The organism is Thermoleptolyngbya sp. C42_A2020_037, from assembly GCF_015272455.1.
In the GTDB taxonomy this organism is placed as follows: Bacteria; Cyanobacteriota; Cyanobacteriia; order Elainellales; family Elainellaceae; genus Thermoleptolyngbya.
In genome coordinates this window covers 36,460-62,977 of sequence record NZ_JACYLP010000054.1, presented here as the reverse complement: position 1 = coordinate 62,977, position 26,518 = coordinate 36,460, and the positions used below count along the sequence as shown (strand labels likewise).

The 26,518-nt window shown below is 58.9% G+C and carries 17 protein-coding genes and 1 pseudogene; 12 read left to right on the top strand and 6 right to left on the bottom strand.

Features of this window, described 5'->3' with window-relative positions:
* The first annotated feature begins 128 nt into the window (after positions 1-128).
* Together IGS16_RS19405 and IGS16_RS19400 are read left to right on the top strand one after the other, a co-directional pair.
* Positions 129-1,394, top strand: a complete 1,266-nt coding sequence (locus IGS16_RS19405; RefSeq protein ID WP_297088287.1) for a PAS domain-containing sensor histidine kinase — start codon at positions 129-131, stop codon at positions 1,392-1,394.
* 227 nt (positions 1,395-1,621) lie between these two features.
* Positions 1,622-2,665 (top strand): DUF1611 domain-containing protein, encoded by a 1,044-nt coding sequence (locus IGS16_RS19400; protein WP_297088285.1) that lies wholly within the window; start codon positions 1,622-1,624, stop codon positions 2,663-2,665.
* A gap of 62 nt (positions 2,666-2,727) precedes the next feature.
* Here the strand turns inward: IGS16_RS19400 and IGS16_RS19395 are convergent, their stop codons facing one another.
* Positions 2,728-4,302: a B12-binding domain-containing radical SAM protein gene (locus tag IGS16_RS19395; RefSeq protein ID WP_297088283.1), complete on the bottom strand. Its 1,575-nt coding sequence runs from the start codon at positions 4,300-4,302 to the stop codon at positions 2,728-2,730.
* Positions 4,303-4,818: 516 nt separating this feature from the next.
* Here IGS16_RS19395 and IGS16_RS19390 point away from each other — a divergent pair.
* The 4 genes from IGS16_RS19390 (at position 4,819) to IGS16_RS19375 (ending at position 12,267) form a co-directional block, all read left to right on the top strand.
* Entirely contained in the window at positions 4,819-8,484 is a 3,666-nt protein-coding gene (locus IGS16_RS19390; RefSeq protein WP_297088281.1) for a GUN4 domain-containing protein, read from the top strand.
* 207 nt (positions 8,485-8,691) lie between these two features.
* Positions 8,692-9,972: a histidine--tRNA ligase gene (gene hisS / locus IGS16_RS19385; RefSeq protein WP_297088279.1), complete on the top strand. Its 1,281-nt coding sequence runs from the start codon at positions 8,692-8,694 to the stop codon at positions 9,970-9,972.
* A 117-nt stretch (positions 9,973-10,089) separates the two neighbouring features.
* Complete coding sequence (locus IGS16_RS19380; RefSeq protein WP_297088278.1) at positions 10,090-11,511, top strand: hypothetical protein; 1,422 nt, start codon at positions 10,090-10,092, stop codon at positions 11,509-11,511.
* 75 nt (positions 11,512-11,586) lie between these two features.
* Positions 11,587-12,267 carry a shikimate kinase gene (locus IGS16_RS19375; protein ID WP_297088275.1) on the top strand — a complete coding sequence of 227 codons (681 nt, stop codon included), beginning with the start codon at positions 11,587-11,589 and terminating at the stop codon, positions 12,265-12,267.
* Between the two features lie 41 nt (positions 12,268-12,308).
* On the opposite strand, the gene IGS16_RS19370 is transcribed toward IGS16_RS19375, so the two are convergent.
* On the bottom strand, positions 12,309-13,334 hold the full coding sequence (locus IGS16_RS19370; RefSeq protein ID WP_297088273.1) for an isochorismatase: 1,026 nt from the start codon (positions 13,332-13,334) through the stop codon (positions 12,309-12,311).
* A gap of 108 nt (positions 13,335-13,442) precedes the next feature.
* Positions 13,443-14,231, bottom strand: a complete 789-nt coding sequence (locus IGS16_RS19365; protein ID WP_297088271.1) for an amino acid ABC transporter ATP-binding protein — start codon at positions 14,229-14,231, stop codon at positions 13,443-13,445.
* Positions 14,232-14,639: 408 nt separating this feature from the next.
* Between IGS16_RS19365 and IGS16_RS19360 the strand changes: the two genes are divergently transcribed.
* The 6 genes and pseudogenes from IGS16_RS19360 to IGS16_RS19335 all read left to right on the top strand — a co-directional run bounded on the left by IGS16_RS19360 (position 14,640) and on the right by IGS16_RS19335 (position 22,346).
* Positions 14,640-15,470, top strand: coding sequence for a basic amino acid ABC transporter substrate-binding protein (locus IGS16_RS19360; protein WP_297088269.1), 831 nt, complete (start codon positions 14,640-14,642; stop codon positions 15,468-15,470).
* 121 nt (positions 15,471-15,591) lie between these two features.
* Positions 15,592-16,299, top strand: a pseudogene (locus IGS16_RS19355) (amino acid ABC transporter permease); the annotation flags it as partial.
* 197 nt (positions 16,300-16,496) lie between these two features.
* Positions 16,497-17,396: a transporter substrate-binding domain-containing protein gene (locus IGS16_RS19350; RefSeq protein WP_297088265.1), complete on the top strand. Its 900-nt coding sequence runs from the start codon at positions 16,497-16,499 to the stop codon at positions 17,394-17,396.
* Between the two features lie 193 nt (positions 17,397-17,589).
* The gene (locus IGS16_RS19345; protein ID WP_297088263.1) at positions 17,590-19,287 is read left to right on the top strand and encodes a GH3 auxin-responsive promoter family protein; all 1,698 of its coding nucleotides are present in this window, start codon (positions 17,590-17,592) and stop codon (positions 19,285-19,287) included.
* A gap of 63 nt (positions 19,288-19,350) precedes the next feature.
* The gene (locus IGS16_RS19340) at positions 19,351-20,064 is read left to right on the top strand and encodes an aspartyl/asparaginyl beta-hydroxylase domain-containing protein (RefSeq protein ID WP_068509649.1); all 714 of its coding nucleotides are present in this window, start codon (positions 19,351-19,353) and stop codon (positions 20,062-20,064) included.
* A gap of 158 nt (positions 20,065-20,222) precedes the next feature.
* Positions 20,223-22,346: a thioredoxin domain-containing protein gene (locus tag IGS16_RS19335; RefSeq protein WP_367185832.1), complete on the top strand. Its 2,124-nt coding sequence runs from the start codon at positions 20,223-20,225 to the stop codon at positions 22,344-22,346.
* A gap of 50 nt (positions 22,347-22,396) precedes the next feature.
* On the opposite strand, the gene cobD is transcribed toward IGS16_RS19335, so the two are convergent.
* The 3 genes from cobD to IGS16_RS19320 form a co-directional block, all read right to left on the bottom strand.
* The gene (cobD, locus tag IGS16_RS19330; protein WP_297088324.1) at positions 22,397-23,584 is read right to left on the bottom strand and encodes a threonine-phosphate decarboxylase CobD; all 1,188 of its coding nucleotides are present in this window, start codon (positions 23,582-23,584) and stop codon (positions 22,397-22,399) included.
* Between the two features lie 47 nt (positions 23,585-23,631).
* Complete coding sequence (locus IGS16_RS19325) at positions 23,632-23,907, bottom strand: HU family DNA-binding protein (protein ID WP_068509653.1); 276 nt, start codon at positions 23,905-23,907, stop codon at positions 23,632-23,634.
* A 348-nt stretch (positions 23,908-24,255) separates the two neighbouring features.
* Positions 24,256-26,472, bottom strand: coding sequence for an AMIN domain-containing protein (locus IGS16_RS19320; protein WP_297088259.1), 2,217 nt, complete (start codon positions 26,470-26,472; stop codon positions 24,256-24,258).
* Positions 26,473-26,518 lie beyond the last annotated feature (46 nt).

Sequence of the window (26,518 nt, the reverse complement as noted above, 5' to 3'; positions counted from 1 at the left end):
GTAACCTTTGTGGGAATTCTGAATTAGAAGCATTGGGCAGAGAATTTTCTGGCGGCAGATGCCCCGTGTTTCGTCTCCCATGTTTCGCCTGGTGTGTGAGTGATGGTTAATCAGCGTCAATGATTAGGGTGGAACCGATCGATAGAGTCAGCAGCGTTGTGGACAGTTGGGAGCAGCAGGGATCGATTCTGGACGCGGTAAGCGTCGGAGTGGTGGTCTGTGGACGGCGGGCCGAGATACTGTTTTGCAACCAGATAGGGCGATCGCTCTTGGGGCGGACGGGCGATTTGCCACCGGATAGCCCGCTCGAATGCCTGACTGAAGGCTGGATTTGTGAAGCGGGGTCGAAGCTATCGGTGGCGCAGTTGGTTCAGCAGGCGATCGCCACTGGCGCGACCCTGCAAGCGGTGGTGGGGATACCCCAGGCTTGGCAGAATGGTGCTTTTGGAGGGTCTGTTACCTGGCTCAGGCTGAGCATCCAGCCCTTGCCTCCAAGCGCTTCTCCGTCAGGGGCGGTTTGCACGCTGATCGACCTCACCGAGCAGCGCCCCGCAGCGCAACAGGGACGATTTCCGCAGGGATCGCTTTGCGAATCGCAGCGTGATCAAGTCGCAGACCTAGTGCTGGCCCGGCAGGAATTGATGCAGCGCACCGAGCAGCTAGAGGCGATCAACCGCGAGCTAGAGTCCTTTTCCTACTCGGTGTCGCACGATTTGCGGGCCCCCCTGCGCCATATTTCAGGCTTTGTGGCAGTCTTGGGCGATCGCCTAGCGGCCAACGGCTGGCTGGATGACCCCAAAGTGACTCACTATCTGGACACCATTCGCAACAGCAGCCGCAAGATGGGCCTGCTGATTGACGGGCTGCTCAATCTGTCGCGAGTCACCCGGCGATCGCTCGTGCAGCGCCCAGTGCCGCTCCGTCCCCTGGTCGATCGGGCGATCGCCCTGGCCACGTCCGACGAACAGCCCGGTTTCCCCGTCGAATTTGTGATTGGGGATTTGCCAACGGTGTCGGGCGACGCGACCCTGCTCCAGCAGGTGTTCGCCAATCTAATCGACAATGCCGTCAAGTTCAGCCGCCCCACGCCCCAGCCCCGCGTCGAAATCGGCTGCCTGCCTGACCACACGCTGTTCGTCCGCGACAACGGCGTGGGCTTTCCACCCGAATTCACCGATCAAATCTTTGGCGCATTCCAGCGGCTGCATCCGGAGCAGGAATTTGAGGGCATGGGCATTGGGCTGGCGCTGGTGCAGCGGATTGTCCTGCGCCACGGCGGCAAGATCTGGGCAGAGAGCCAGCCTGGGCAGGGCAGCACGCTCTATTTCACCCTCCAAGAGGTTCAGATATCCGGGGACAGTGAATCGGAGTCAGGATTGGAACGCGGCAGGTGAGCGCGTGAGACAAAAGCGCTACCATAATTGCCTTCCCGACCCCTGATTATGGATACATACAGGACTGACGCGCGTGCGATGAATGTTCTGGATTTTGGATGATTTCTTGCGGGCCCAGTTTGCGAGAGAGCATCTTGCGAGACATCATCCCACTGCGTCAGCCTGAATTTAGTCCGATATATAGTCCGAAGTCCGAATTGAGTTGCTGAACCCCTTGAGTAAATTCCATGATGCTGACGACTGAGAGTCGGGTTGCCATTCTGCTGCACGAAGGAACACAGGGTTCCCACGGGAAAACAGGGCTGTCGCTGCTGCGCTATAGCGACATTCCGATTGTGGCGGTGATTGACCAAGCGGCGGTGGGGCGATCGCTCCTCGAAATGACTGGGATTCCCCGTGATGTGCCGATTGTGGCCTCGGTGCGCGAGGCGCTGGCCTATTCCCCAACCGTGCTGACCATTGGCATTGCGCCGTCGGGTGGGGCGCTGCCCGATGCCTGGTGGCAAGAGGTGAAGGACGGCGTAGCGGCAGGGCTGTCGGTGGTCAACGGGCTGCACACGCCGATGGCGACGGCCCCCGACTTGCAGGAGCTGGTGCGCGACGGGCAGTGGATTTGGGACGTGCGGCAGGAACCCCCAGGGCTGACGGTGGGCAGCGGCAAAGCGCGATCGCTCTCCTGCAAGCGAGTGCTGACGGTGGGCACGGATATGAGCGTGGGCAAAATGTCTGCCAGCCTGGAGCTAGACCGGGCCTGTCGGGCGCGGGGGCTGCGATCGCGCTTCATCGCCACCGGGCAAACGGGGCTAATGCTGGGGCACGACGGCATTCCGCTGGATGCGGTGCGGATTGACTTTGCAGCAGGCGCAGTCGAGCAAGCCGTGCTGCGGAATGCGCCCAACCAAGACATTCTGCACATCGAGGGCCAGGGTTCCCTGATGAATCCCGCCTCCACGGCCACCCTACCCCTGATGCGCGGCAGCCAGCCCACTCACCTCGTCCTGGTTCACCGCGCGGGCCAGACCGAAATCCGCAGCTTCCCCGATTTCCACATTCCGCCGTTACCGGAAGTCATCCAGGTTTATGAAACCGTCGTTCGTGCAGGTGGCACCTTTGCCCCGACCAAAGTGGTGGCGATCGCCCTCAACACCTTTCACCTCGATGAAGCAACCGCACAGCGGGCGATCGCCCAGACTCAGGACGAAACCGGACTGCCCTGCACGGATGTCATCCGCTTTGGCGCAGAGGGCATCTTGGAGGCGGTGCTGGATTGATATTACCTGATATTACCTGAAATTACCTGATATTATCTAGCATTATCTAGCATTACTTGGCGTTACCCCGTCACCTCGGCCACCTGCCGCTCGGCCACCGCCTGCACAGACTGCTCGGCTGCCAGGGCCGCTAGCTGTTCCTCAAGCTGCGCCTTTACCACATGGCGAAACTGGAAGAAATGCTCGCCGGTGCTAAGGGCAACGAGATAGTCGTAGAGCAGGCGCGGCCGGGTGAGGGCGATTGCTAGCAGTTGCCCCCAAAACCGAAATCGCGTGGCGCGCAGCACGCCCTGTCGCCAGCAAATCGCGCTGAAGAGTCGCCACTCGGTGCGGGTGAAGGGGCGATCGCTCTTGGCCCGCCAGCCATTCATCATCCGGAAATGGCGAAAGGTGCGCTTCAGGAAATTCATCGGGTCATAGATATGCCAGAAAGCGTCGATATACTCGCGGGCGATTTCTTCCACGGGGCGCGTCGGCAAAAAGTTCATAATCGTGCCCTGATGGAAGGTTCCCAGACCATCGGTGAGCCGCCCCTCCTGCTGAAGTCGGTTCCACAGGGCCGTATTGCGGAGCGCCTGCAAGATGCTAAATTGCGCCTGAGGAATTCCGGTTTCTTGAATAAACTCACGCACGCGCCGCCCCGCCCCCGGACGTTCGCCATCAAAGCCGATGATGAAGCCTGCCATGATTTGCAGCCCCGCCCGCGTGACCTTGTGGCAAGCATCGATCAGCGATTGGCGCGTGTTTTGCAGTTTATTAATGCCCACCAAGCTCTCGGTATCGGGCGTTTCAATGCCCATGAAGACAATCGTAAAACCTGCTTTCACCATGAGTTCTAAAAGTTCGTCATCTTCTGCTAAGTTCAGCGAGGCTTCGGTAAGTAAGATAAACGGATACTGGTGCGCCTCCATCCAGGGAATTAGCGCCCGCAGGAACACCTTGGCATTGCGCTTGTTGCCGATAAAGTTGTCGTCTACGACAAACACATAGCGCCGCCAGCCCAGTTCATACAGGCGATCGAACTCAGCCAGCATTTGCTCCGGCGTTTTGGTGCGGGGCTTGCGGCCGTAGAGGTTGATAATGTCACAAAATTCGCACTGGAAGGGGCAGCCGCGCGAAAACTGTACAGTAATCGCCAGGTAAGCTTCTAAATCCAGCAGGTCAAAGCGGGGAATCGGCGTTTGCGTGACATCGGGCTTTTCGGCAGAGCGAAAGATGCCGCTGGGTTCATGGCGGGCGATCGCCTCCAGAAACAGAGGAATCGTGCATTCTCCCTCATCCAGAATCAGATAGTGAGCCCCCGCTTCCTGGGCCACGTCTGGATAAGAGGTGGGATAGGGTCCGCCCACTGCCACTTTCTTACCCAGCGCCACGCCCTTGCGAATCAGCGCTTGACAGTCTGCTTTTTGAATCACCATTGCCGAGATCATGACCAGATCGCACCAGGCCCAGTCGTCTTCCGTTTCAGGACGGACATTGCGATCGGCAAAGCGCAGGTTCCAGTCCTCCGGCAGCATCGCCGCCACTGTAATTAGGCCGAGGGGCGGATTGGTCGATCGCAGTCCCGCCAGATCCAGCGTTTCCTGATACGACCAGAAGGAATTGGGCATCACAGGCCAGAGCAGCAGCACGTTCATAGGCACTCCAGGGGCGAGGAGAATCCGTGATGGCAAGGCGTTAGGAATTGGGAATTTAGACGTTAAGGGCTGGCGGAATGGTCAGCGCTGAAAAGAGGGTCATCAATTTGGACTGTCCGACATTTACCTGTCCTAACTGGCTTGCCAGGGGCTATTTCATGTCCCCTTAACCTACGCCGATTCATAACATTAGGGATTATCTATTCACGATTCGTTTCATTTCCCGTTAACTTCCGTTACGCTCTGCCATCCCGTTCCCGAAAGTTCTGCCGACTGGGACCGGGTGTCCCCAAAATGCCCCCCAACTGTACCCAGTTGTGCCCATTGCAACCGTACAAGTGCGCTATTTTGAAAAAATCACCGTATTCTTGAAGTTAAGCGTTCTGAAAATGAGGAAAGACGAGTAATCACCTGGCTTGCCAAATTTTCTGGAACTGTCAACCCGGAGCAGTTTGCTCCGGAATCGGGTGACCTTCCCAGCCGCACCAGATTCTACTGCTGGCTCAGGCGTTCACTATGGGGAAATATGCCCTGCTGATTGGGGTCAGCAACTACCAAAATCAGGATGCCGTCCGCCCATCGCCGAGCGCCCGAAACGATGTCAACGCGCTGCGGGAGGTTTTGCTGCATCCAGAAATCGGCGGCTTTGATGAGGCCCCGCAGGTGTTTGACCCCGACCGCATGGAGCTAGAGGAGCGCATTGAGGAATTCTTTCGCAAGTGCAGCGCCAACGATCTGGCGGTGATGTACTTTTCGGGGCGGGGGCTGCGCGATGATTTGGGACGGGCCTACTTCGCGACCCGTTCTACTCGCCGAAACTCCGACGGGCAACTGGTGAAAGCAACCGCCCTGCCTGTGGGGTTAGTGCGCGATCTGTCGGGCAGCAGCCGCTCGCGCCAGCAGGTGATGATTTTAGACTGCGGCTTTAACGCGCAGGTTGACCCAGCCGTTGCGGCGCGGGCAAACGGTTCCTTTAGCATTGGGCATCAGCTTGGGGCGCAGGGGCGGGCGATTTTGCTGGCAGCGGACGATGCGCCCGTGGTGCTGGATGACTGCGATCCGGATCTGTCGCTGTATACGCATCATCTGGTAGAGGGTATGACCACGGGTGCGGCAGATCAGGATCACGACGGCAAGGTGTCGGTGAAGGAGCTGCACACCTACACGAGCGATCGCGTGCGGCTGGTGTTGCCCACCATGCAGCCGGAACTAATCGCGCTGCGGGACGAAGACGGGGCGATCGCCCTCACCCGCGTGTTTCGTCAAGACCCCCGCCAGCGCTATCGGGAAGCCGTGCAGCGGCAGCTTGGCCCCGACGGGCGGCTGGCTCCTGCGTCGGTGGCGATTCTGAAACGGCGGCGATCGCAGTTTGGGCTGTCGGATGCCGATGCGCTCAGCGTCGAGGCAGAACTGATGCAGCCGTTTCGAGAACACGCCGAGCGCCTGCAAGACTATCGCCAGACGCTCAGCGCCGAACTGGCCCAGGCGTATCCGCTGTCTCCAGCACAACTAGAGCGGCTAAGGGAATTGCAGCAGGTGTTGGAACTGTCGGACGACGAGGTAGAGCCGATCCACGAGGCGCTGATGCAGCCCTACGCCGAGCGCGAAGCCGCCTACCGTACCCATCTGATTCAGTATGAGCAAGCCCTGACCAAGGCGCTGCTGCAAGCCGACCCGCCTAGTGATGCGGTGCGCGATCGCCTGCGACAGCAGCAATCCATCTGGGGACTGGCCGACGCAGACGTGGCCGCCATCGAACGGCGCGTGCAGCAGCAAATTCAGGAACGACGTGAGCGCGATCGCCATAATTTGCTGCGCTACGAACAGGAGTATGAAGCGGCGCTGCGGGCTAGCGAAACCCTCGGCCCCGCCGATCGGCTCAAACTGGACAAGCTGCAACACGCGCTCGACCTGCGCCAGGTGCAAATCGACCAGGCAGAACAGCGCGTGCAGGCTCGTTTGCAGAAGGAACGGGCTGAACAGGAGGCTCGACGGCAGCAATATCGAGCGGCGTTTTTGCAGGCGATCGCCCAGGAGCCGACCCTGCGAAAATCCGAGCGCGATCGCCTCCAGATCTTGCAAACGCGCCTCCAGCTTAGCGATGCCGATGTTGAAGTGATCGAGCAGGCCGCACTGCACCACCAGCGCCAGCAGCAGCACCAGCACAATCTGCAACGCTACGAGCAGGCAGTGACCCAACGCCTTAGGCTAGAGTGTCCCTTAAACGAGTCGAGCCTATCTGAACTAAAACTGATTCAGGAGTCTCTCATGCTGACGGATGAGGAAATTGCCGCGATTCAGCGCAAGCTAACGGCCCTGGCCGAAGCCCAGCGCCGCGCCCAAGTGGAGGGGCAACCCCAATCTTTCGCCACTGGTGCGCCGCCCGTGTCGCCCGCTGGGGGCAATTCTGCCAGTCCCCCGTCGGCCGCTGCGCCCGCCCCATCCTCGCCGCTGCCCCCGCCCACGGGCCAGCCCGCGCCGCCCCAGAGCTTTGTGCCGCAGCCCGGTTCGGCTGCCCCAGAAACGCTGAATTTGGAGGCGAATTTGGGGACGATTCCCACAGGGATCACTTCGCGAATTGCCCCGCTGCCCCCGCCCTCATTAGAAGCGTCTACAGAAGCGTCTACCAAACCACCCACCGTCGTCCCCGCTGTTCCGTCTGCTAATTCACCCACAAAGCCTGCGACAGCTCCGCCGCCATCCCCCCTGCTGCCTGATCCTTGGGAAACCTCACCAGAAGACTTGCCCACCGACGCGAAGTCCAAGGCGACGACTGACAAGGGTGCAGACGCAAGCGCAGAGTCCGAGGCAACCGCAGCGCCACCTTTTCCAGCAGAATTCACCGAAACCACGGCCAGCGACCCGCCCCCGCCCGCCGCCGAATCCCAGTCCACCCCAGAATCCTCGCCCACAGCCACACCTGCGGAAAATGGCAGTGTGCCTCCGTCCCCGCCGCCCCCGCCGCCCGACCCCGGAGCGTCGTTGTCTGACCTGCCGGAACCTCAGCTTCAAGTCGAGGCGTTTGTGGTCGAAGGGCTAGGACAAGCCCCTCCAGACCCCGAAGCGCCGTTACCGCCAGAGTCTGCCTCGCCGCCAGCGGAACCGCCGGAGCCTGCCGCCCCGGAACCTGCGACCTCCAAACCTGCTGCTCCTGATCCTGCAACGGAATCCGCAACCGCACTCGCCACAACCAATGATTGGCTGGAGGACATTGCCACCCACACCCCCCAGCCGCCGCCCGATCTGGTGAATCGCATCGACGGCAGCGTGGATACCCCCGCCCCGCCTGCCGACTATCCAGAGGATGAGCCAGAGGACTTGGGAGAACTGCCGCTGCCCGAAGGATGGTCGGCCGGAGCGCCACCGGGTCTGGTTCCCCCAGGGGGGTCTGGGAATGGCGATCGCCCCCTTACAGAGGCCCCCATTGCAGAGGTCCCCTTTGCAGGCGCTCCCATTACAGACGGCCCCGCCCCGAATCATCCCGACAACGCGATGCCGCCCGCAGGCATCCCAGCCTGGGGCAATGGCGGAGTCCCCATGCCGCCGGGCCAGGTCATCACGGCCATCGACCCACCGCCAGGAATCATAACGGGGGGCGGCATGGCTCCGGTGCCCCAGCCCGTCCAGGCTCCGGCCGACCTGCTGCCCTCCGAGTGCGGCATCGACTACACCCGGCTGCAAGGGCTATTGCAGGAACGGCTCTGGCTGGAAGCAGATAAACACACCTATCATCTAATGCTTTTAGCCGCAGGCCGCCAAAAGCAGGACTGGCTCAGCCCAGAGTCCCTGGCTCGGTTTCCCTGCGTGGATTTGAACACGATCAACGGCCTGTGGCAGAAGTATAGCAACGGTCATTTTGGCTTTACGACGCAGGAGCGCATCTATCAAGGACTGGGCGCTGGGCTGCCCCACTCGCGGCGGGCGCTGGACTTTGCGGTGCTGGTCGATTGGGCCTGGAAAGGCGTGGGCGGCTCCTACGCGATGTTCAAGCCCTACGGCCAGCTTACTTTTGGACTCCACGCGCCACCGGGACATTTGCCCGCGCTGTGGTATTGGAAGCTGGGTCTTTGGTCTGGGTTCCGCTCTGGTTCCCTGGGCAAGATGCGCGATTTTGGCGGCGAGGACGAAATCCAAATGCTGGCGGCACTGATGGGGCGACTGTCGGACTGCAACATTCGCTAGACAGCGCAGGCAATCTGAGCAGATGCGTCTGCCGCATTTGCATCTGCCGCAAGAACATTGGGATGAGGGGGTTTCCCGTCCTGCTAGGTCAACCCCTCAACCCTGTCCCCCGAAGCCTGCTACACTGTGATGCTTGGAAGTTGGGACTTTGCAAGCCGCACTTTCCAGCGATCCGTGTAAGCAGCATTTTTAACCAGAACAAAGGGCATGAGCGCAATTCAGGCGATTCGGGGCACGCGAGACATTTTGCCGGAGGAAGTGGGCTACTGGCAGCAGATCGAGGCGGCAGCCCGACAAATCCTGGGTAATGCGGGCTATCGCGAAATCCGCACGCCGATTTTTGAGCAAACCGAGCTATTTGAACGCGGGATTGGCGAAGCCACCGATGTCGTGGGCAAGGAAATGTATACCTTCACCGATCGGGGCGATCGCTCGATTACCCTGCGCCCAGAGATGACGGCGGGCCTAGTGCGATCGCTCATCGAACACAAACTCTACGCAGCGGGCAACGCCCAGCGACTCTGGTGCGTCGGCCCCGTGTTTCGCTACGAGCGGCCCCAGGCCGGGCGACAGCGCCAGTTTCACCAACTGGATGTAGAAGTCATGGGCAGCGCCGACCCCCGCGCCGATGCCGAGGTGATTGCCCTGGCAACAGATTTGCTGCAACATCTGGGGCTAAAAACGCTGACGATGGATTTGAACTCGGTGGGCACGCCCGCTGACCGCCAGCAGTATCGCGCCGCCCTAGTGGACTATTTCACGCCGTTCAAAGCCGAGCTAGATCCCGATTCCCAGGATCGACTGACGCGCAACCCAATGCGAATCTTGGACAGCAAAGATGCCCGCACCAAGGAAATCGTCCAGGACGCACCCAGCATTCTCGACTATCTCAGCGCTGAGTCGCAGCAGCGGTTCGAGGCGGTGCAGCAACGCCTCACTGACCTGGGCATCGCCTACCAGGTGAATCCCCGTCTGGTGCGCGGGCTAGACTATTACACCCACACCGCCTTTGAGATTCAGTCGGCAGATCTGGGCGCACAGGCAACGGTCTGCGGAGGTGGCCGCTACGACGGGCTGGTGGCAGAACTGGGCGGCCCCGAAACGCCCGCGGTCGGCTGGGGGTTGGGCATGGAGCGGCTGGTGCTGCTGCTACAAAAGCTGCATCCGGCAACCGAAGCCCGCGTCGATTTTTATGTGGTGTCTAAGGGCGATCGCCCCGAAGCGCAGTCCCTCCAGATTGCCCAAACGCTGCGTCGGCTCGGCTTTTCGGTCGATCTTGACCTGAGCGGCAGCGCCTTTGGCAAGCAGATGAAGCGGGCCGACCGCAGCGGCGCGGCCGCCTGCCTGATTCTGGGCGATGAAGAAGCAGAAACCGGCACGGTGCAAGTGAAATGGCTGGCATCGGGGGAGCAAGAGGCGATCGCCCAGTCCGACCTTGCCTCTAGGGCCGACTTGCTGCGTCAGCGCTTACAGAACCTACGCAGTTAGAGGTGCCCACCTTGCCAGACTTCCGCCAGCAAAACAGTCGCCCATACACTCGCTATGATGAATCTGCCAGCCCTCTACCCCGGTTCTCCCTGACCCCCAACCCCTCCTCTCCTGCCCATGCGCCCGATCCTGCTTTTCCTCTTCATTGCCCTACTCGCCATCGTGGTGCTGCAAAACCTCTCGCCTTCGGTGGCGCTGACGTTTTTGGGAATGCAGACGGTGGCACTGCCGCTGGCGGTGTGGCTGGTGGGGGCGGTGCTGGCGGGGGCCATCACAACGGTCTTGGTGGCCACGCTGATTCGGTTTTTGGCGAACGGGCGATTGCCCCGCCGCAAGGCCCGCCGCCCCAGCCGCCGACCCTCCAGCACGCAGGGCGAACCCTGGACCCCGCCTCCCTGGACAGGCGGCTGGACGAAGCCGCTTGACCCAGAACCCGTTGATCGAGCAGGCAACGCTCCTCGCCCTAGCGAAGCCGCCTGGGCCGCCGCCGAAGATGACTGGGAAAATCCCCGCCCCAGCAACGAATGGGACGACTGGGACGACGCGCCGCGTGCTTCGACAGCAGGCAGCCGCACGGTGATTCAAGACGTACCCTATCGGGAAATTTCGCCGCCCACCGAGCCAGAACCCACGTATCGAGAGCGCCCCTACGAAACCGAATCGGCGTATCAATATCGGCCCTACGAGGCAGATGCAGCGGCAGAGTCGGCCTATCAATATCGCCCCTACGAAGTTGTCGAGGAGCCGCCAGAGGCCGATGATTCCGCTGGCTATCAATATCGCCCCTACCTGGATGAGGAGCCAGAGGAGGAGCGCGAGGTCTGGGACGACTGGGAGGAAGAGCCGCCCGCCCAGCCCACCTCGTCGCCTTCGCCAGAGGAGCCGCCCGCCGAGCCTCGCCGCCCCATTGTGGAGATTAACCGAGAGCCAGAGACGGGCTATCGAGCAGGCACGGTCTACTCCTTCAGCTATCGCCGCGCCGAGCCAGACACCCCCACCGACAACATCAAGGCTCCGCCAGACGAGTCGCCCAAGAGTGCCGCCCAGAATTCTGCTGGGGAGGCTTCATCCGATGCTCCTGCGGCAAGGTCGGCTGGCACTGCGACCGATCGCCCAGCCGATTCTGCTATGACCGATTCACTCGATTCACTCAGCGAGGAGTCCACAAAGCCCGGTTCGATTTACGAGGCAGACTTTCGGGTCGTTGCTCCCCCCCATTATCCAGAGGAAGAGCCGCTCGCCCCGGCCGAAGCGGAGGATGAAGGCGACTGGGAGGAAGACGGCGATCGCCCCGTTGCCCCCTACAGCCGCTCTGACAGCCGCGATGGCGGCGAAGTATGGGACGACGAAAGCTGGGGCGACGAAAGCTGGGGCGACGGGGCAGATGAGCCTGTGGCAAGGCGCGGGTCGCTGGATCGAGAAATTTGGGATGATTGGGACGATGACGAGGACGAAGAGAATGACGACGGGGACACGCCTCCTCGCTCTGGGGGATCGGGGCGATCGCCAGAGGGCAACCCACCGCTGCGGTTGGGATAAGATTAATGTTTACAGAGTCGCTGCTGGAATTTTTGCGGGTCATCTTCGCCGACTTCTCGCCGCCCTTTTCACGCCATGAACGACACGCCGCCCAACGGCAAACCCACCGAATCGGAATCGCTGCTGGTTCACCTGTCCACCGATCACACCGTTCCTGCCGATGCCGAAACGACGGTGCGGCGGCTGCGGCGCACAAACCTCTATCTGGTGGGGATGATGGGCTGTGGCAAAACGACCGTCGGCCGCTTGGTGGCGCAAAAGCTGGGCTACCAGTTTTTTGACACCGATGCGCTGGTCGAAGCGGCGACCCATCAGACTGTGGCCCAGATTTTTGCTGAGCAGGGCGAAGATAGATTTCGTGAATTGGAAACGCAAATTTTGGCAGAGTTGTCGTCCTATGCCTACGGCAGTCTGGCGATCGCCACAGGCGGCGGTGCGGTGCTGCGTCCCCAAAACTGGAGCTACCTGCACCACGGCATTGTCATCTGGCTGGACGTGCCCGCTGAGCCGCTCTATTATCGCCTGCGCCACAGCACCACGCGCCCGCTGCTGCAAGACCCCGACCCGCGCCAGCGCATCCAGGAATTGCTCGATCAGCGCCGCCCCTTCTATGCTCAGGCAGATGTCCACGTCCAGCTTCGTGGCCGCGAGTCGCCCGAATTTGTAACGGCACGAGTGCTAGAGGCGATCGCCCAGGCTATCCGTCCTGAAGCTGAAGACCCTGAAGCTCAAGACCCCGAAGCCGGAGCAGAATAGATGCGCCCTGCCCGATTTTCCCATTACCGAAAGATTTCCGCTTACTGGAGCCAGCTTGCCATCGGCTCGGTAGATTTTACGCGGTGCATTCCTGCGGCGGCAAAGCGCTCGTAGGCGGCATCGGCCGCGTCGGTAAAGTCCACCACGCCAGGAACGACGACAGGCGAACTGCAATCTTCCAGCAGATAAATCCGGTCGGCTAGCTTGGGGTGAATCGCCTGAATTTCCGTCAGCAGGTCATCGATCGTCCAGGCGACGCAGTGGCTCTTGGCCTGTCCGGCAATCAGCACCGCGTCGAAGTCTAGCAGCATAGAAATCAGCGGCAGATTCTTTTGGGCGATCGCCCGCTGTTGCGCGTCTTCAGTCACTTCGGGCTTTAGCACCGAGTAGTTTTCCGTCAGCGGATGGCCGCCCTTGAGTTCAAATAAGGTCTGCGCTTGGCGGGCGATGCTGTGAAAAAAGCAGGCCTCCTCTACCGCCGACACCAGCGCGTGCCCAATGCCGCCCAGCATAGAGTGATAGGGCCAGATGGTGAGCGGGTATTTGCCATCCTGACTCAGCTTGCGGACGTAGTAGAGGGCGTAGGCTTGCAGGCTGTCTGCGGTGCCGTAGGCGATGTTGGGGGCGATCGCCGGATTCACGCGCCACACCCCCGTTTCCACATCCTCCAGCGAAATCATCGTCATCGCGGGCGGATGCTCGCCAGCCTCATTGATCCAAAACACTGCGTGAAAAATCTGGGTTGCGGTGTGGGTATCCATCGTGGCGGCGATCGCCGTAATGCTGCCCAGGTTGCGATAGATAAACTCACACAGCCGCACATTGTCTTCCACCGCACCCCGGCCCGATCGCCCGCCCACAAACAGTTCAAACTCAGGGATGCAGAACGTATTTTGCACATCGATCGCCAGCAGACACACCCGCTTCTCATCCATCACCGCTGGCGTTAATTCATGCTCTTTGGCCCACAGCGCCGCCTGGGCCGCCCGCATTTCGTAGGGTACACGCCAGACTTCACCAACGCGCTGCGGGTCAAAGAAGGTTGGAACAGGGAGGGCAGAAGACATGGGAGGGGTTAAAGACATCGAGGGATCAAAGCTTTGGGGTATGAGAGCGGAATGCAGAATAAAAAGTGATCATCCGCCGTCATGCCGTCACTCTATCACGCGAAACTCTTATACGCGGGCAAACGACATCCGGCTGAGAAACGCCCGCAGGCGATCGCTCTGGGGATGGTCTAGCACCTGTCGCGCCGGGCCTTCTTCTTCGACCTGGCCCTGATTGAGAAACAGGACGCGATCGGCCACTTCGCGGGCGAACTGCATCTCGTGGGTCACAATTACCATCGTCATGCCCTCTTCGGCGAGTTGCTGCATGACTAATAGCACTTCGCCCACCAGTTCCGGGTCGAGGGCGCTGGTGGGTTCATCAAACAGCATGATTTTGGGCTTCATGCAGAGGGCGCGGGCGATCGCCACCCGCTGCTTTTGCCCGCCAGAGAGCATTTCGGGATAGACCTCGGCTTTTTCGCCCAGTCCCACTTTTTCCAGCAAGATCCGCGCCGTCTGCCGCGCCTCTTTATCAGACAGACCCAGCACCTTGCGCGGGGCCAGCGTCAGGTTGTCCAGCACCGTCATGTGGGGAAACAGGTTGAACTGCTGAAACACCATCCCCACCTGGGCATGGAGCAGGCGCAGGTCTGCTGCGCTGAGGGCGCTGCCCGCCGACAGGTCAATTCCGTTCACCACCAACCGTCCGCCGTTAATCGTTTCAAGATGGTTAAAACACCGCAGCAGCGTGCTTTTGCCGCAGCCCGACGAGCCAATCACCGCCACCACTTCGCCAGGGTTGATATGGCCGCTGATGCCGCGCAGCACCTTGAGTTGACCGAAGCTTTTCTCAACCTGATCAAACTCGATAGCGGGCATGGCGGTGGTATTGGGCGCAAGCAGGCTGTCGTTCATGGGCGGCGTGGGCTATGGGTAACAGAGCTAAGGGGACAGAAATGGTGCTGTAGGCAACGGAATTTCGTCAGGAGTCGGTAGACGATGCTGTTCTAGCACGGGCGATCGCATCTACGTAGATGCCACGGCTACGGTCGGCTATTTTTTCAGGTCTGATTTTAGGTCTGATTTAGGTCTGATCTGGTTATGTTTCTGGCTAAATCTTTTGAGCAAATTGTTTAACGATCTGTACCATCTTTGCGCGAGAAATGGGCGATCGCCTGTACAATTTCAGTCTCTCAAGGCAAACGACAATCCGCCTATCCCATTGGGATTTTGTAATTTTTGGAACCCTGCTTTGGGGAATCCTGTAACGTTTAGTAACTTTAGGCTAGTAACTTTAGGCAAGTTTAGGAGCGTTCGATTTTCATGCTGAGATTCACTCGTATTCGCTGGCGGGCGCTGGGGCTAGGGCTGCTGAGCCTGGTCTGTGTAGTGCTGTTTGCGGCCTGCGGGGGCAGTGCGCCAACCGCCGACAGCGGCTCTCCGTCAACCGCCGACACGGCTCCCCTGAAAGTGGCGCTCGACCCCACCTTTCCGCCATTCCAATCCCAAACGGGCGCGGGCCAGTTTGAGGGCTTTGATATTGACCTGATGAATGCCGTAGCCGAGGCGGGCGGCTTCACGATGAACATGGAAGGGCTACCCTTCGACGGCATTATCCCGGCACTCCAGGCGGGCACGATTGATGCCACCATCAGCACCATGACTATCACCAAAGAGCGGGCGGAAGTGGTGGATTTTTCGCGGCCGTATTTCAAAGCAGGTCTGGCGATCGCCGTTCAAGACAGCAACACCGACATCACAGGTTTTGACGCGCTGGGCGGTAAGAAAATCTCGGCCCAAATTGGTACGACGGGCGAAGCCGAAGCCCGCAAATCCGGCGCAAGCGAAGTCCGCACCTTCGACAGCACGCCGATCGCCCTGCAAGAACTGTCGAATGGCAACGTCGATGCCACCATCAGCGACGCGCCGGCCATTCTCTACGCCATCAAAAGCGGCGGCGTGCGCGGTGTGAAGGTCGTTGGCGAACTGCTCACCGAAGAGTTCTACGGCATCGCCACGCCTAAAGGATCGCCCAATCTGGAGAAAATCAACGCCGGATTGCAAACCATCATCGCCAACGGCAAATACAAAGAGATTTACCAAAAATGGTTTGATGGCGAACCGCCGGTGTTGCCTGAAGCCGCACCGATTTAGTCGCTCCAGGTGAATCGTGGGCCGATCGCGTCCGCGATTCACCATTAGATTCCCAGTGATTCGTGTACTGTGATTCGTTTACTTGTTTTTAGGAAAAACTTTAGGAAAAACCGTGCAGCGATCGCTCGAAGTCATTCTCAACGCGCTCCCCAGCCTCTATCTCGGAGCCATTACCACCCTCCAACTCACCATCGTCTCGATTCTGCTGGGGCTGGTGCTGGGGTCGGTGCTGGCGATCCTGCGGCTGTCGCCGTCGCGCTTGGTGCGGCTGGGGGCGATCGCCTATATCGACTTCTTCCGGGGCACGCCGCTGCTGGCGCAGTTGTTCATGATTTATTTCGGGCTGCCTAGTCTGCTGCAAGGCATGGGCATCGGGCTAAAGTTCAACCAGTGGACTGCGGCAATCCTCGCGCTCAGCCTGAATGGAGCCGCCTACATTGCCGAAATCGTGCGGGCGGGCATCCAGTCGATCGAGCTGGGGCAGCGAGAAGCCTCGCAATCGCTGGGGCTGGGCCCCATGCAAACCCTGCGCTATGTGGTGTTTCCGCAGGCGTTTCGCCGGATGATTCCGCCGCTGGGGAATGAGTTTATCAGCCGTCTAAAAGACACGAGCCTAGTGGCAGTCATTGGTTTTGAAGAACTGCTGCGGCGGGGGCAGTTGGTCGTCGCGCAGACCTATCGGGCATTTGAAATTTACTTTGCCGTGGCGCTGGTTTACCTGGTGCTAACGCTCCTCTCGTCGCAGTTCTTCAGTTTTTTGGAGCGCTGGATGAATCCGGCGGAAAAGCTAAAGCGACAGTCAATGCGGGTTCAGGAGCAAGAAGGCTGAGCAAGGCTGAGGGCATTGGGCATTTCGGAGAGTGTTTCAACATTTTTTGCAACAGCTTAAAAAATGTTGGCAATTTTGATAATTTGAACAGAACCCACTCCAAAATTTAGACAGGGCGCGAGGTTGCCGTTGCAAAATCTCTGCCCAAAATCCAAAATCCCGCTTTCAGCCCCCCAGCGCCAGGAGACTTTGTTGCAATGGTTTTTCCTGAGTTCATCCGGTTATCCCGATTCGCGCGATCGCTCTGCCTGGCCCTCCTGGGGCTAACGTTTACCGTGGCTATTGCTGCCTGTAGCGCCCCCACCCCCCAGGCCGTTGCACCCGGTTCAGCCATGCGCGTCGCAGTTGTGCCCAACTATCCGCCCTTTGCCTCTAAGACGGCTGACGGACAACTTCAGGGCTTTGAGATTGACCTGATGAATGCCTTTGCGGAAGCCACCCAAACCCAGGTGGAATATGTGCCGCTGCCGTTCTTCGACGATGTGATGCGGGAGCTATACGGTAACGATGTGGATATGGCGATCGCCGCCATCACCATCACCCCCGAACGGCAGCGCGTCGCTGATTTTTCCCGACCTTATTTCAAATCCGGCATGGCGATCGCCGTGCGCGAAGGCGAAACCCGCATCACCAACCTCGACAGTCTAGCAGGCAAGCGCATTGGGGTCGAAACGGGAACCGTTCAGGCCAGCATCGCCCGCACCATTCCTGATGCCACGGTCGTCGGCTACGACAGCAGCAAAACCGCCTGGAGCGAACTGCTGCAAGGCAAGGTCGATGCGGTCATCAGCGGCGAAACCGCAGCCTCCTACGCCATCCAAACCGGCAGCGTGCGCGGCATGAAGCTAGCCGGCGAACCCTTTACCGATGAATTCTTGGGAATCGCCCTGCCTAAAGGCTCCCCCAACCGGGAATTCGTCAACAATGGACTCAAGTCGCTCATCGACAGCGGCAAATACGCCGAAATCTATCGCAAATGGTTTGACCGAGAGCCACGCCCGCTGCCCGAAAAGATTGAAGGCGTTGGCTCGGACGGCGGACCCGAACCTCCCTCGCCTAGCCGCCCCGCCCGCTGGACAATTCCCAAAGCGGCCTAATCACCCGTTTGCATGAATCGCCACTGCGTTCCAATTCATAGAATCTGACCATTCAAATTTGAATGGCGCAATGCCCACTTTTGTGGCTCTGCCCAAAGTGGAACAGTTGTGTCAATTTCCAAGTCTTGTGAATGGTAGATTGGCCTGCATCCTGCGGGATGAATACTTGTAACGTGGTGTGAGTTGCGAATTCATGGGGAGTCTTTTGCTGTCGTTGGTGAAGGCTGCTGCGCGTCGGAAGAAAAATCGGTTTGTTCAGCAAACCAAGAATGTCGCGGCAGTTCAAGAGAAGTTTTTACTGGACTTATTACGCTGCTATCAAGACACGGAACTGGGGCAGCAGTTGGGATTGGCAACTATCAAAAGCGTAGAGCAATTTCGACAGCAGGTGCCGATTTCGCCCTACACGGTCTATGAACCCTACGCTCAGCGTGTGGCTCAGGGCATTCCCAATGTGCTAACGCCCGACCCCGTGGTGTACATCAACATGACCAGCGGCACCACAGGACGGCAAAAGCTGATTCCGGCCACGAAGCGCTCTCGCCGAATGCTCTCGAAGGCAAACCAGGTTAGCACGGGCTTTATGGTGGCAGCAGCAGAAGAACGCAGGCTACCCTTGGGCAAAATGCTGATGACGAGTTCGGCGCGGATCTTTGGCACCACCGAAGGCGGCATTCCCTATGGCCCCATCAGTGCAGGCACTGTGATTCATAGCGGCTGGCTGTACAAGCAGATTTTTGCCCATCCCTACGAAACGCTGCTCATCGGCGACAGCACAGCGCGGCATTATGTCTGTCTATTATTTGCGCTGCGGGATGCAAACCTGTCGCTGCTGGGGGCGACGTTCCCGGTGACGGCGCTGCAACTGTGCGATTATCTGGAGTGCTACGGCGCAGAGTTGGTTGAAGATTTGGACAAAGGGGCGATCGCCCCCTGGCTGGATCTAGAACCGCATCTCCGCACCCAGCTAGAACGCCAGATCAAGCCTGCCCCCAAACGCGCTGCCCAACTGAGAGCCATCCTCAAAACCCACGGCACGCTCACGCCAAAACTTGCCTGGCCTAGGCTTTCCCTGATTGTCACTGCACGCGGCGGCACCTCCAGCTTCTACATGGAGCGCTTCCCCCACTACTTCGGCAATACGCCCGTCTTTGGCGGCATCTATTCCTCCGCTGAGGCCACCTACGGCGTGTATCACGACATCGACCGCGATGGCACCGTCTTGGCCATCGAAAGCGGCTTTTTTGAATTTCTCCCCGAAGACCAGTGGGGCTTGGAAAATCCTCAAACCCTGCTGCCCCATGAGGTGCTGCTGGGCAAGCGCTATCGCATTGTCGTCACCAATTACAACGGGCTATACCGCTACGACAATGGCGATGTCGTGGAAATTCTCGGCTTCTACAACCAGGCCCCGATCGTCATCTTTCGCCATCGGCTGGGCGGGCTGCTGTCTTCTACGACCGAAAAAACAACCGAGTTTCACGCGATCCAGGTGATGCAAACCCTCCAGCACGAATTCGACCTGTCGCTGGCAAACTTCTGCATCACGCTATCCGAGCATGAAGTGCCGCCCCACTATCTGGTCAACGTAGAACTGGCACCGGGGCAGACCCTCGCCGATCCAGAGCGATTCTTGCAACGGTTTGACGAAATTTTGAAAGAGGTGCATCTGTCCTATGCCAAAAAGCGGGCAGATATAGTGCCGCCGCCGCGCTTGCGGATTTTGGCACCGGGCAGCTTTGAAACGCTGCGTCAGCGCTTGCTCCAGCGGGGGATTCCCGAAGCCCATCTCAAGTTTCCCCACATCACCGAAGACCGCCAATATTTGGCAGGATTAACCGTAGAGCGCGAAATCCGCATGGCGGAAGAACGAGTCGGCCTCAGAGGATAGCTGCGGAGTCAGTCACAAAGGTCAGTCACAAAGGAAAGATTAACCATCACTATAACCATCACTATGGGAAGCGCGTTAACGGAAGTCGTCAAATTTATCGAGAGCAAGGTTCCGGAGTACTCGATCGTCGGCGAGTCGGTGTTCTTTAGCAAAGAGCAGTTTCCCTGGGCCGAGCGCTTGGAGGCAAACTGGCAGGTGATCCGCAAAGAACTGGATCAGGTGATGGAATATGCTGATGTACTGCCCAACTTTCAGGACATTTCGCCCCGGCAGCACCGCATCGCCAACGACGACCGCTGGAAGACCTTTTTCTTTTGGGCGTTTGGCTTTCGCTCGGAGCCAAACTGTCAGCGCTGCCCAGAAACCGTGAAGCTGCTAGAAACCATTCCGGGGCTGAAGGTCGCCTTCTTTTCGATTCTCGCGCCAGGGAAGCACATCCCGCTGCACCGGGGCAAGCATAAGGGACTGATCCGCTATCACTTGGCGCTAAAGGTGCCCGAACCCCGCGAAAACTGCCGCATTGAGATTAATGGGCAAACTGCCTACTGGGAAGAAGGCAAGAGTCTGATTTTCGACGACACCTACTATCACCAGGTCTGGAACGACACGGATGACTATCGCGTGGTGCTGTTTCTCGACATTGCCCGCCCGCTGCGCTTCCCCATGTCTCTGGTGAACTGGACAGTGAACAGCATTCTCGGCTACACACCCGTCATTCAGGTAGCGCGGGGCAACCATCAGACCTGGGAGAAGCAGTTTGAGCAGATGTTGAAGTAAGAGGGGAAGAGGGAAGAGGGAAGAGGGAAGAACGAAGAACGAAGAGGGAAGAGGGAAGAGGGAAGAGGGAAGAGGGAAGAACGAAGAGGGAAAAGGGAAGAGGGTGGGATGATGGGGGAGGGGAATCGACGACCCCGGTGTTCTAATACTCCCAATTTCTGATGAACCGACTTGCAAACGCCCAAAGCCTGTATCTGCGGAAGCACGCGGAGAATCCGATTGACTGGTGGCCGTGGTGTGAGGAGGCGATCGCCCTAGCGCGGCGGGAGAATCGACCGATTTTCCTGTCGATTGGCTACTCAAGCTGTCACTGGTGTACGGTGATGGAGGGCGAGGCGTTTTCTAGCCTGGAAATTGCCAACTATATGAATGCCCACTACGTTGCCATTAAGGTCGATCGGGAAGAGCGGCCAGACGTAGACAGCATCTACATGCAGGCGCTGCAAATGATGACGGGGGCGGGCGGCTGGCCGCTGAATGTGTTTCTCGACCCAGAAACGCTGCTGCCGTTCTATGGTGGGACTTATTTTCCGGTGGAGCCGCGCTATGGGCGGCCGGGCTTTTTGCGGGTGTTGCAGGAGTTGAAGCGGATCTATGAGAGCGATCGCCCTCGGCTGCAATCAGTTCAGGCAGAGATCCGGGCGCGATTCCAGCAAACGGCAACGGTGTCGGCGGCGGAGTCGTTAGACAATGCGCTGTTGCAACAGGGCTTGCGATACTGCGCGGGCATCCTGTCGGCCAGAGACATGGGCCCTAGCTTTCCGATGATTCCCTATGCAGAGGCAGCCCTGCGGGGCATCCGGTTTGCCGATTCGGAGCCGCTGGAAGGTTCAACCGTCCGCTATGATGCGCGAGAGCAGTGCCGCCAGCGGGGTCTGGATCTGGCGCTGGGCGGCATTTTTGACCATGTGGCGGGTGGTTTTCATCGCTATACCGTAGACCCGACCTGGACAGTGCCCCATTTTGAAAAGATGCTCTACGACAATGGGCAGATCGTGGAGTATCTGGCGAACCTGTGGGCGGCGGGAATGCAGGAGCCGGCCTTTGAGCGGGCGATCGCCCTCACGGTGCAGTGGCTCCAGCGGGAAATGACCGCGCCGGAGGGCTATTTCTACGCTGCCCAGGATGCCGATAGCTTCGTGACCCCAGACGATGCTGAACCCGAAGAGGGTGCATTTTACGTCTGGCGCTATGCCGATTTGGAAGCGCATCTCTCTGAAACGTCCCTGCTAGAACTGGCGGAATACTTCACGATCACGCCAGCGGGAAACTTTGAGGGGAAAAACGTCCTCCAGCGGCGACAACCGGGAACGCTACCTGAGTCGGTTGAGCAATCGCTGGCAACGCTGTTTGCAGTTCGCTATGGCAGCGCTCCGGGCGTTGCCGCCTTTCCGCCCGCCCGCAACAACGAAGAAGCCAAAACCCATGCCTGGCCGGGCCGCATTCCCGCCGTCACCGACACCAAAATGATCGTCGCCTGGAATAGCCTGATGATTTCTGGGCTGGCCCGCGCGGCGGCGGTGCTTCAGCGAGAGGACTACTTTCACCTGGCCAACCGTGCCGCCGACTTTATCTGGCAGCATCAAATTGTCGGCGATCGCCTGCATCGGCTGAACTATGACGGCGCGGTGAGCGTGCTGGCTCAGTCCGAAGACTATGCCCTGCTGATCAAGGCGCTGCTGGATCTGGATCAGGCGGCGTTGGCACTAGCCTCGCGGAGCAATATCGCCCTTGCGCCCATTGCCTCTGGTGACCTGCCTGCCCATTTTCTCGATCGCGCCCTGACGTTGCAAGCTGAATTTGACGCGCACCTGGGCAGCGACGAAGGCGGCTATTACAACACCGATGCCCGCGATGATCTGGTCATTCGCGAACGCAGCTATGACGATAGCGCCATTCCTGCGGCCAACGGCGTGGCGATCGCCAACCTGATCCGCCTGTTCCTCCGCGCCGGGCGGCTGGACTATCTGGAGAAAGCACAACGGTCACTCCAGAGCTTTGGTAGCGTTATGGAAAAAACACCGCAGGTCTGCCCTAGCCTGTTCATTGCGCTGGACTGGCTGCACACCTATACGCTGGTCAAAACATCAGGCGATCGCCTCCCATTCCTGCTAAGCCAGTACCATCCCACAACGATGTTTGCCGCAGAATTCAACCTGCCCGGCGAGTCTATCGGTCTCGTTTGCCAGGGGCTTAGCTGCAATGAGCCAGCCCGCAACATGGAGCAACTGCTGGAGCAGCTTCGGCAAAGTGAAAAACGAAAAATGAAAAACGAAAAATGAAGAACGAAGAACGAAGAGAGAAAAATGAAGAGAGAAGAACGTTTTAATTTTCATTTTTCGTTCTTCATTCTTCGTTCTTCGTTCTTCTCTCTTCCTTTTACCCCACTCCCTAGGGCTTCCAGCAATCGCTGGTTCTCCTCCATCGTTCGCACGGCAACGCGAAAGAAGCGATCGCCCAGTTCGGGAAAGCTGGTGCAGTGGCGAATCAAAATCTGGTGCTGCTGGAGCAGGTGGGTTTGCAAGTCGGTGGCAGAGCCATCGGTTTGCACCAGGAGATAGTTGGCAGCGCCGGGGAGGGGATGCAGACCCGGCAGAGCCGCGAGTCCGTCGAAAAGCTGCTGACGAGCAGGAGGCAGCCAGTCCCAGGTGCGCTGCTGAAAAGACGTGTCGGCCAGGGCGGCGATCGCCGCTGCGGAGGCGAGAGAATTCACGCTCCAGGGGTCACGCCATTGCTGCCAGTGGCGCAGTCGGTCGGGATGGGCGATCGCATAGCCCAGGCGCAGCCCTGGCAGGCTATAGAACTTTGTGAGCGATCGCACAATCACCAAATTCGGATATTGCTCTACCCACGCCAGCAGGCTCGCTTGGGACTGTGCTTCCGGCAGTAAGAAGTCCATAAATGCCTCGTCCAGCACCACCAGCGGCGACTCGTCCAGCAGCGCCCGGATTCTCTCGCGGGATAGCAGGGTTCCGGTGGGGTTGTGGGGGCTGTTGAGCAGCCAGCCGGAGTGAGAGCGGGGGCTTAGAGGCATGGGGATGGCTTGCTCTAAGGCTCCATCCATCGTCAGGCGAGCTACCATCAGGCGATCCACCGCTAGAGGGATTTTCTCCACGTTGGCCCCAAAGGCCCGCAGGGCGCGGAGGTAGTCGCCAAAGGCAGGCGTAAGCAAATGCACGATGTCCAAGGTGGCCAGGTCGCGGGCAGCCCAGGTGAGCAGCTCAGCGGCTCCGTTTCCGGGCAAGATCCAGTCGGGAGAGAGGTGATGGAAGGCGGCGATCGCCCCTCGCAGGTCAGTATAGCTGGGGTCAGGATAATGGCACAGGTCGCCCAGGTGAGCCTGGATCGCGGCGATCGCCGACTGAGGCGGCCCCAGCGGATTAATGCTGGCCGAAAAGTCCAAAATTAAATGGGGAGAACAACCCGCCAGAGCCGCAGCCCAGGCAATGTTCCCCCCATGTGCAGGTTGGGCAGCCCCAGGATGTTGAGAATCTGAGCGCTGCGACTTGGATGCTGGCAGATTGAGGTCTTGCCAATCTTGCAACGAATTTTGCACTAGACCGCTTGCTATTTTGCCACCAGGTCTTTGAACAGTTTGCCAGCAGAAAAGGCAGGCACCTTGGTCGCCGGGATTTTCATCGCCTCACCCGTTTTGGGGTTGCGACCTTCCCGCTCCTTTCGCTCGCGGGGTTCAAAAGACCCAAACCCCACTAGCGTTACCTTCTCGCCCTTCGACACCGCTTCCATGATCGAATCAATCGCGGCAGACAGCACTGCGTCGGCCTGTTTCTTCGTCACGTTTGCCTTTTCGGCTACGGCATCAACCAATTCACCTTTATTCATGAGAATCTCCTTCGATTAGATTATCCAGGATTCAAAATCTCTCAAATCTCGCAGATGCAGCCTGAGCAGGTGCAATCTGAACAACTCTCATCTGGAGACTGAGTAGATAGACTCGATCGGTTTCAGGAAAAATCGCTGAAACCCTTGTCAACTCGAATTTTCAATGCCCTATTCTAAGGGCAACTCAGGGGTTCTGGATCGTTGAAACCTTTAATTTATGTGGATTTGAAGGATTTTTTTGGGTTTTTCATCCTGCAAATCGCTCGAAAGGCAGTCAAACCAATCCTGGAGGCGGGTTAGGGAACCGATGCACCCCCTCCAAACAAGCCGAAAACTCGGTATTCACCGCTAGCGTCTCCCCCGCTCCAAAATCTGCTGGACATCGCGGCTGGGCACATAGCGATAGCCAAAGGTAGAGGTGTCCGAGTCGTCGATAATCTGCGGCGTGAGCATGACGATCACTTCCTGCCGTTGATTCGTTCGCTGGGTTCGGCGGAACAGCGCACCCAAAATGGGGATATCGCCCAAAATGGGGACTTTCGTTACTTCAGCGCGATCGCTGTCTTGAATAATCCCCGACAAGATCAACGTCTGCCCATCCCGCACCCGCACCAAGCCAGAGGACAGTCGCCGAATAGCCAGCAGCGTCACTCGCAGCACAGAGTCTTGAATCTCGAAGGTTTCTACCCGAGAGGGAGAGGAAATCGTTGGCCCAACCGAAAGCGTCACAAAGCCATTATCATCAATGCCTTCAACCCGCACGTTTAAAATCAACCCCGCAGGTGTAGTTTCCACCGTCAAGGTTTGAGTTCGTTGGTTACCAATCCCTTCTGTCTCGATCTCGAAGTTTGTAACCACGTCCTCTGTCAACTGAACCTGTGCTTCTTGTCCTTCCTGCACCACCAACGTTGGGTCAGTCAGAATCTTAGCGTTGCCGCTAGTCACCGCAAAACGCAACTGCGCCAAGAAGTTTCGTGTAAAGTCAAATGCATTGGTTGGTTGACCGACAATCAGTCCTCCCAACCCAGTAATTTCAGAGACCGGACTCAAAATGCTGCCAGGCGTGCTGCCAGTATTTGGCCCACCAGAGCCAAAGTTGATAACCACTTGTCCGCCGTCTTGAATGACGCGAGTGTCATCGATACCAAAAGAGAAACTGGTTCCAGCCCGATCGATTCCTAGCAGGTTCACATCGATCACGCGGACATTAATCGCAACCTGCCGCTGGCGAACATCAAGCTGCGAGAGTTGAGCCGTGGCAATTTCAATTTGCCGGGGCGTGCCCACTAGCGTAATGGAGCGCGTCCGCTCGTCACCGATCACCTGTAGTCCACGCAGCAGCGGCGTTGCGTCTTGATAATCCACCCGCTGCACTTCGATCCGGTCTTCCTCAGTTGTTTGCACCTGAGTCGGGCCAGCAGCGGCCGCAGCGCCGATATCGCTGCCCTGCACGGGAACTGCCAGCGCCGTAACCACCTGACGACGACGGCTGACGGCAGTTTCTGCGCCCAAGCCCACCAAGAAATTCAGGGCCGCGCCGACGCTGGCCTGGTTGAGCCGGAGGGTGCGCGATACGACGGAACGGGCGGAGTTGGGCAGGCGTGTGCCAACGAATACCGTCCGTCCGACCAGATTGGCATCCAACCCGCTAATCCGCAGCACATAGTTAAACACGTTCTGCACGGGTTCGTTTTCGATGTCCAGTGAAATGCGGGCATCGGCAGCGGCAGAGGTCTCCTGGGCTGATTGGGCATCTACTCCTTCAGTTTGAGACGGTCGATCTAGATACGCTACGTTTAGCCCCGCAGCGCGGCCCAGCAGCGATAGCACATCCCGCACGGGCGCATCCCGCAGCACTAGGCGCGGCACGATCTCTGAAGTGCCCAGATCAATAACTGTGGGCGAAACATCGGTCGTGGCGACGGCAATATCCCCGACGGGGGGCGCTACAGCGCGAGGCAACAGCGGCGGCACCTGCCCTGGGAACGCGCCAGACGGGCTGACAGGCGTGCCATTGATCGAAACCTGCGGGTTGGGTACGAGTACCTGAGAGGGCGGAATGGCGGGGTTAGACGGGAAGGTGCTGCCGCCGGGGAGTGTTGGCGGCGGAACTTGGGCCGAGGGGAAACTAGGCTGGCTGGGCAGACTGCCGACACCCGCGCCATCAGCGGTCAGGCTAAACACGATGGCGGTGCCATCTTGCCGCACCTGGTTGGCTGGGGGAGCCGCCGTACCCATGACCGCGACGCGCACGCTATTGGGGTCGAGTTGCGTCACCATGACGGAGCTAATGCCAGGGGCGGGGTTGTTTTGCAAATAGCCGTTGCCTTCGGGGAGGCGTAGCTGGGCGTTGGTAATGTCTGCAACGAGGGTGTTGCCGCGATTGACGGCAAAGACCTGGGGGCGATCGCCATTTCGCGTTTGCAGCACCAGCTCCATCCCAACGGCGGTTTGAAACACCTGCACACCCGTAATTTGGGTCGCAGCAGCTTGGGCTGGCTGGCTCGCCATCAGCACTACTGCACCACTTGTCACCAATCCAGCCAATCCAAGATGCGGTTTCACAGGTCACTCCTCCTTAACAAACAGGCGAATTCTAAGCATCTAGTCT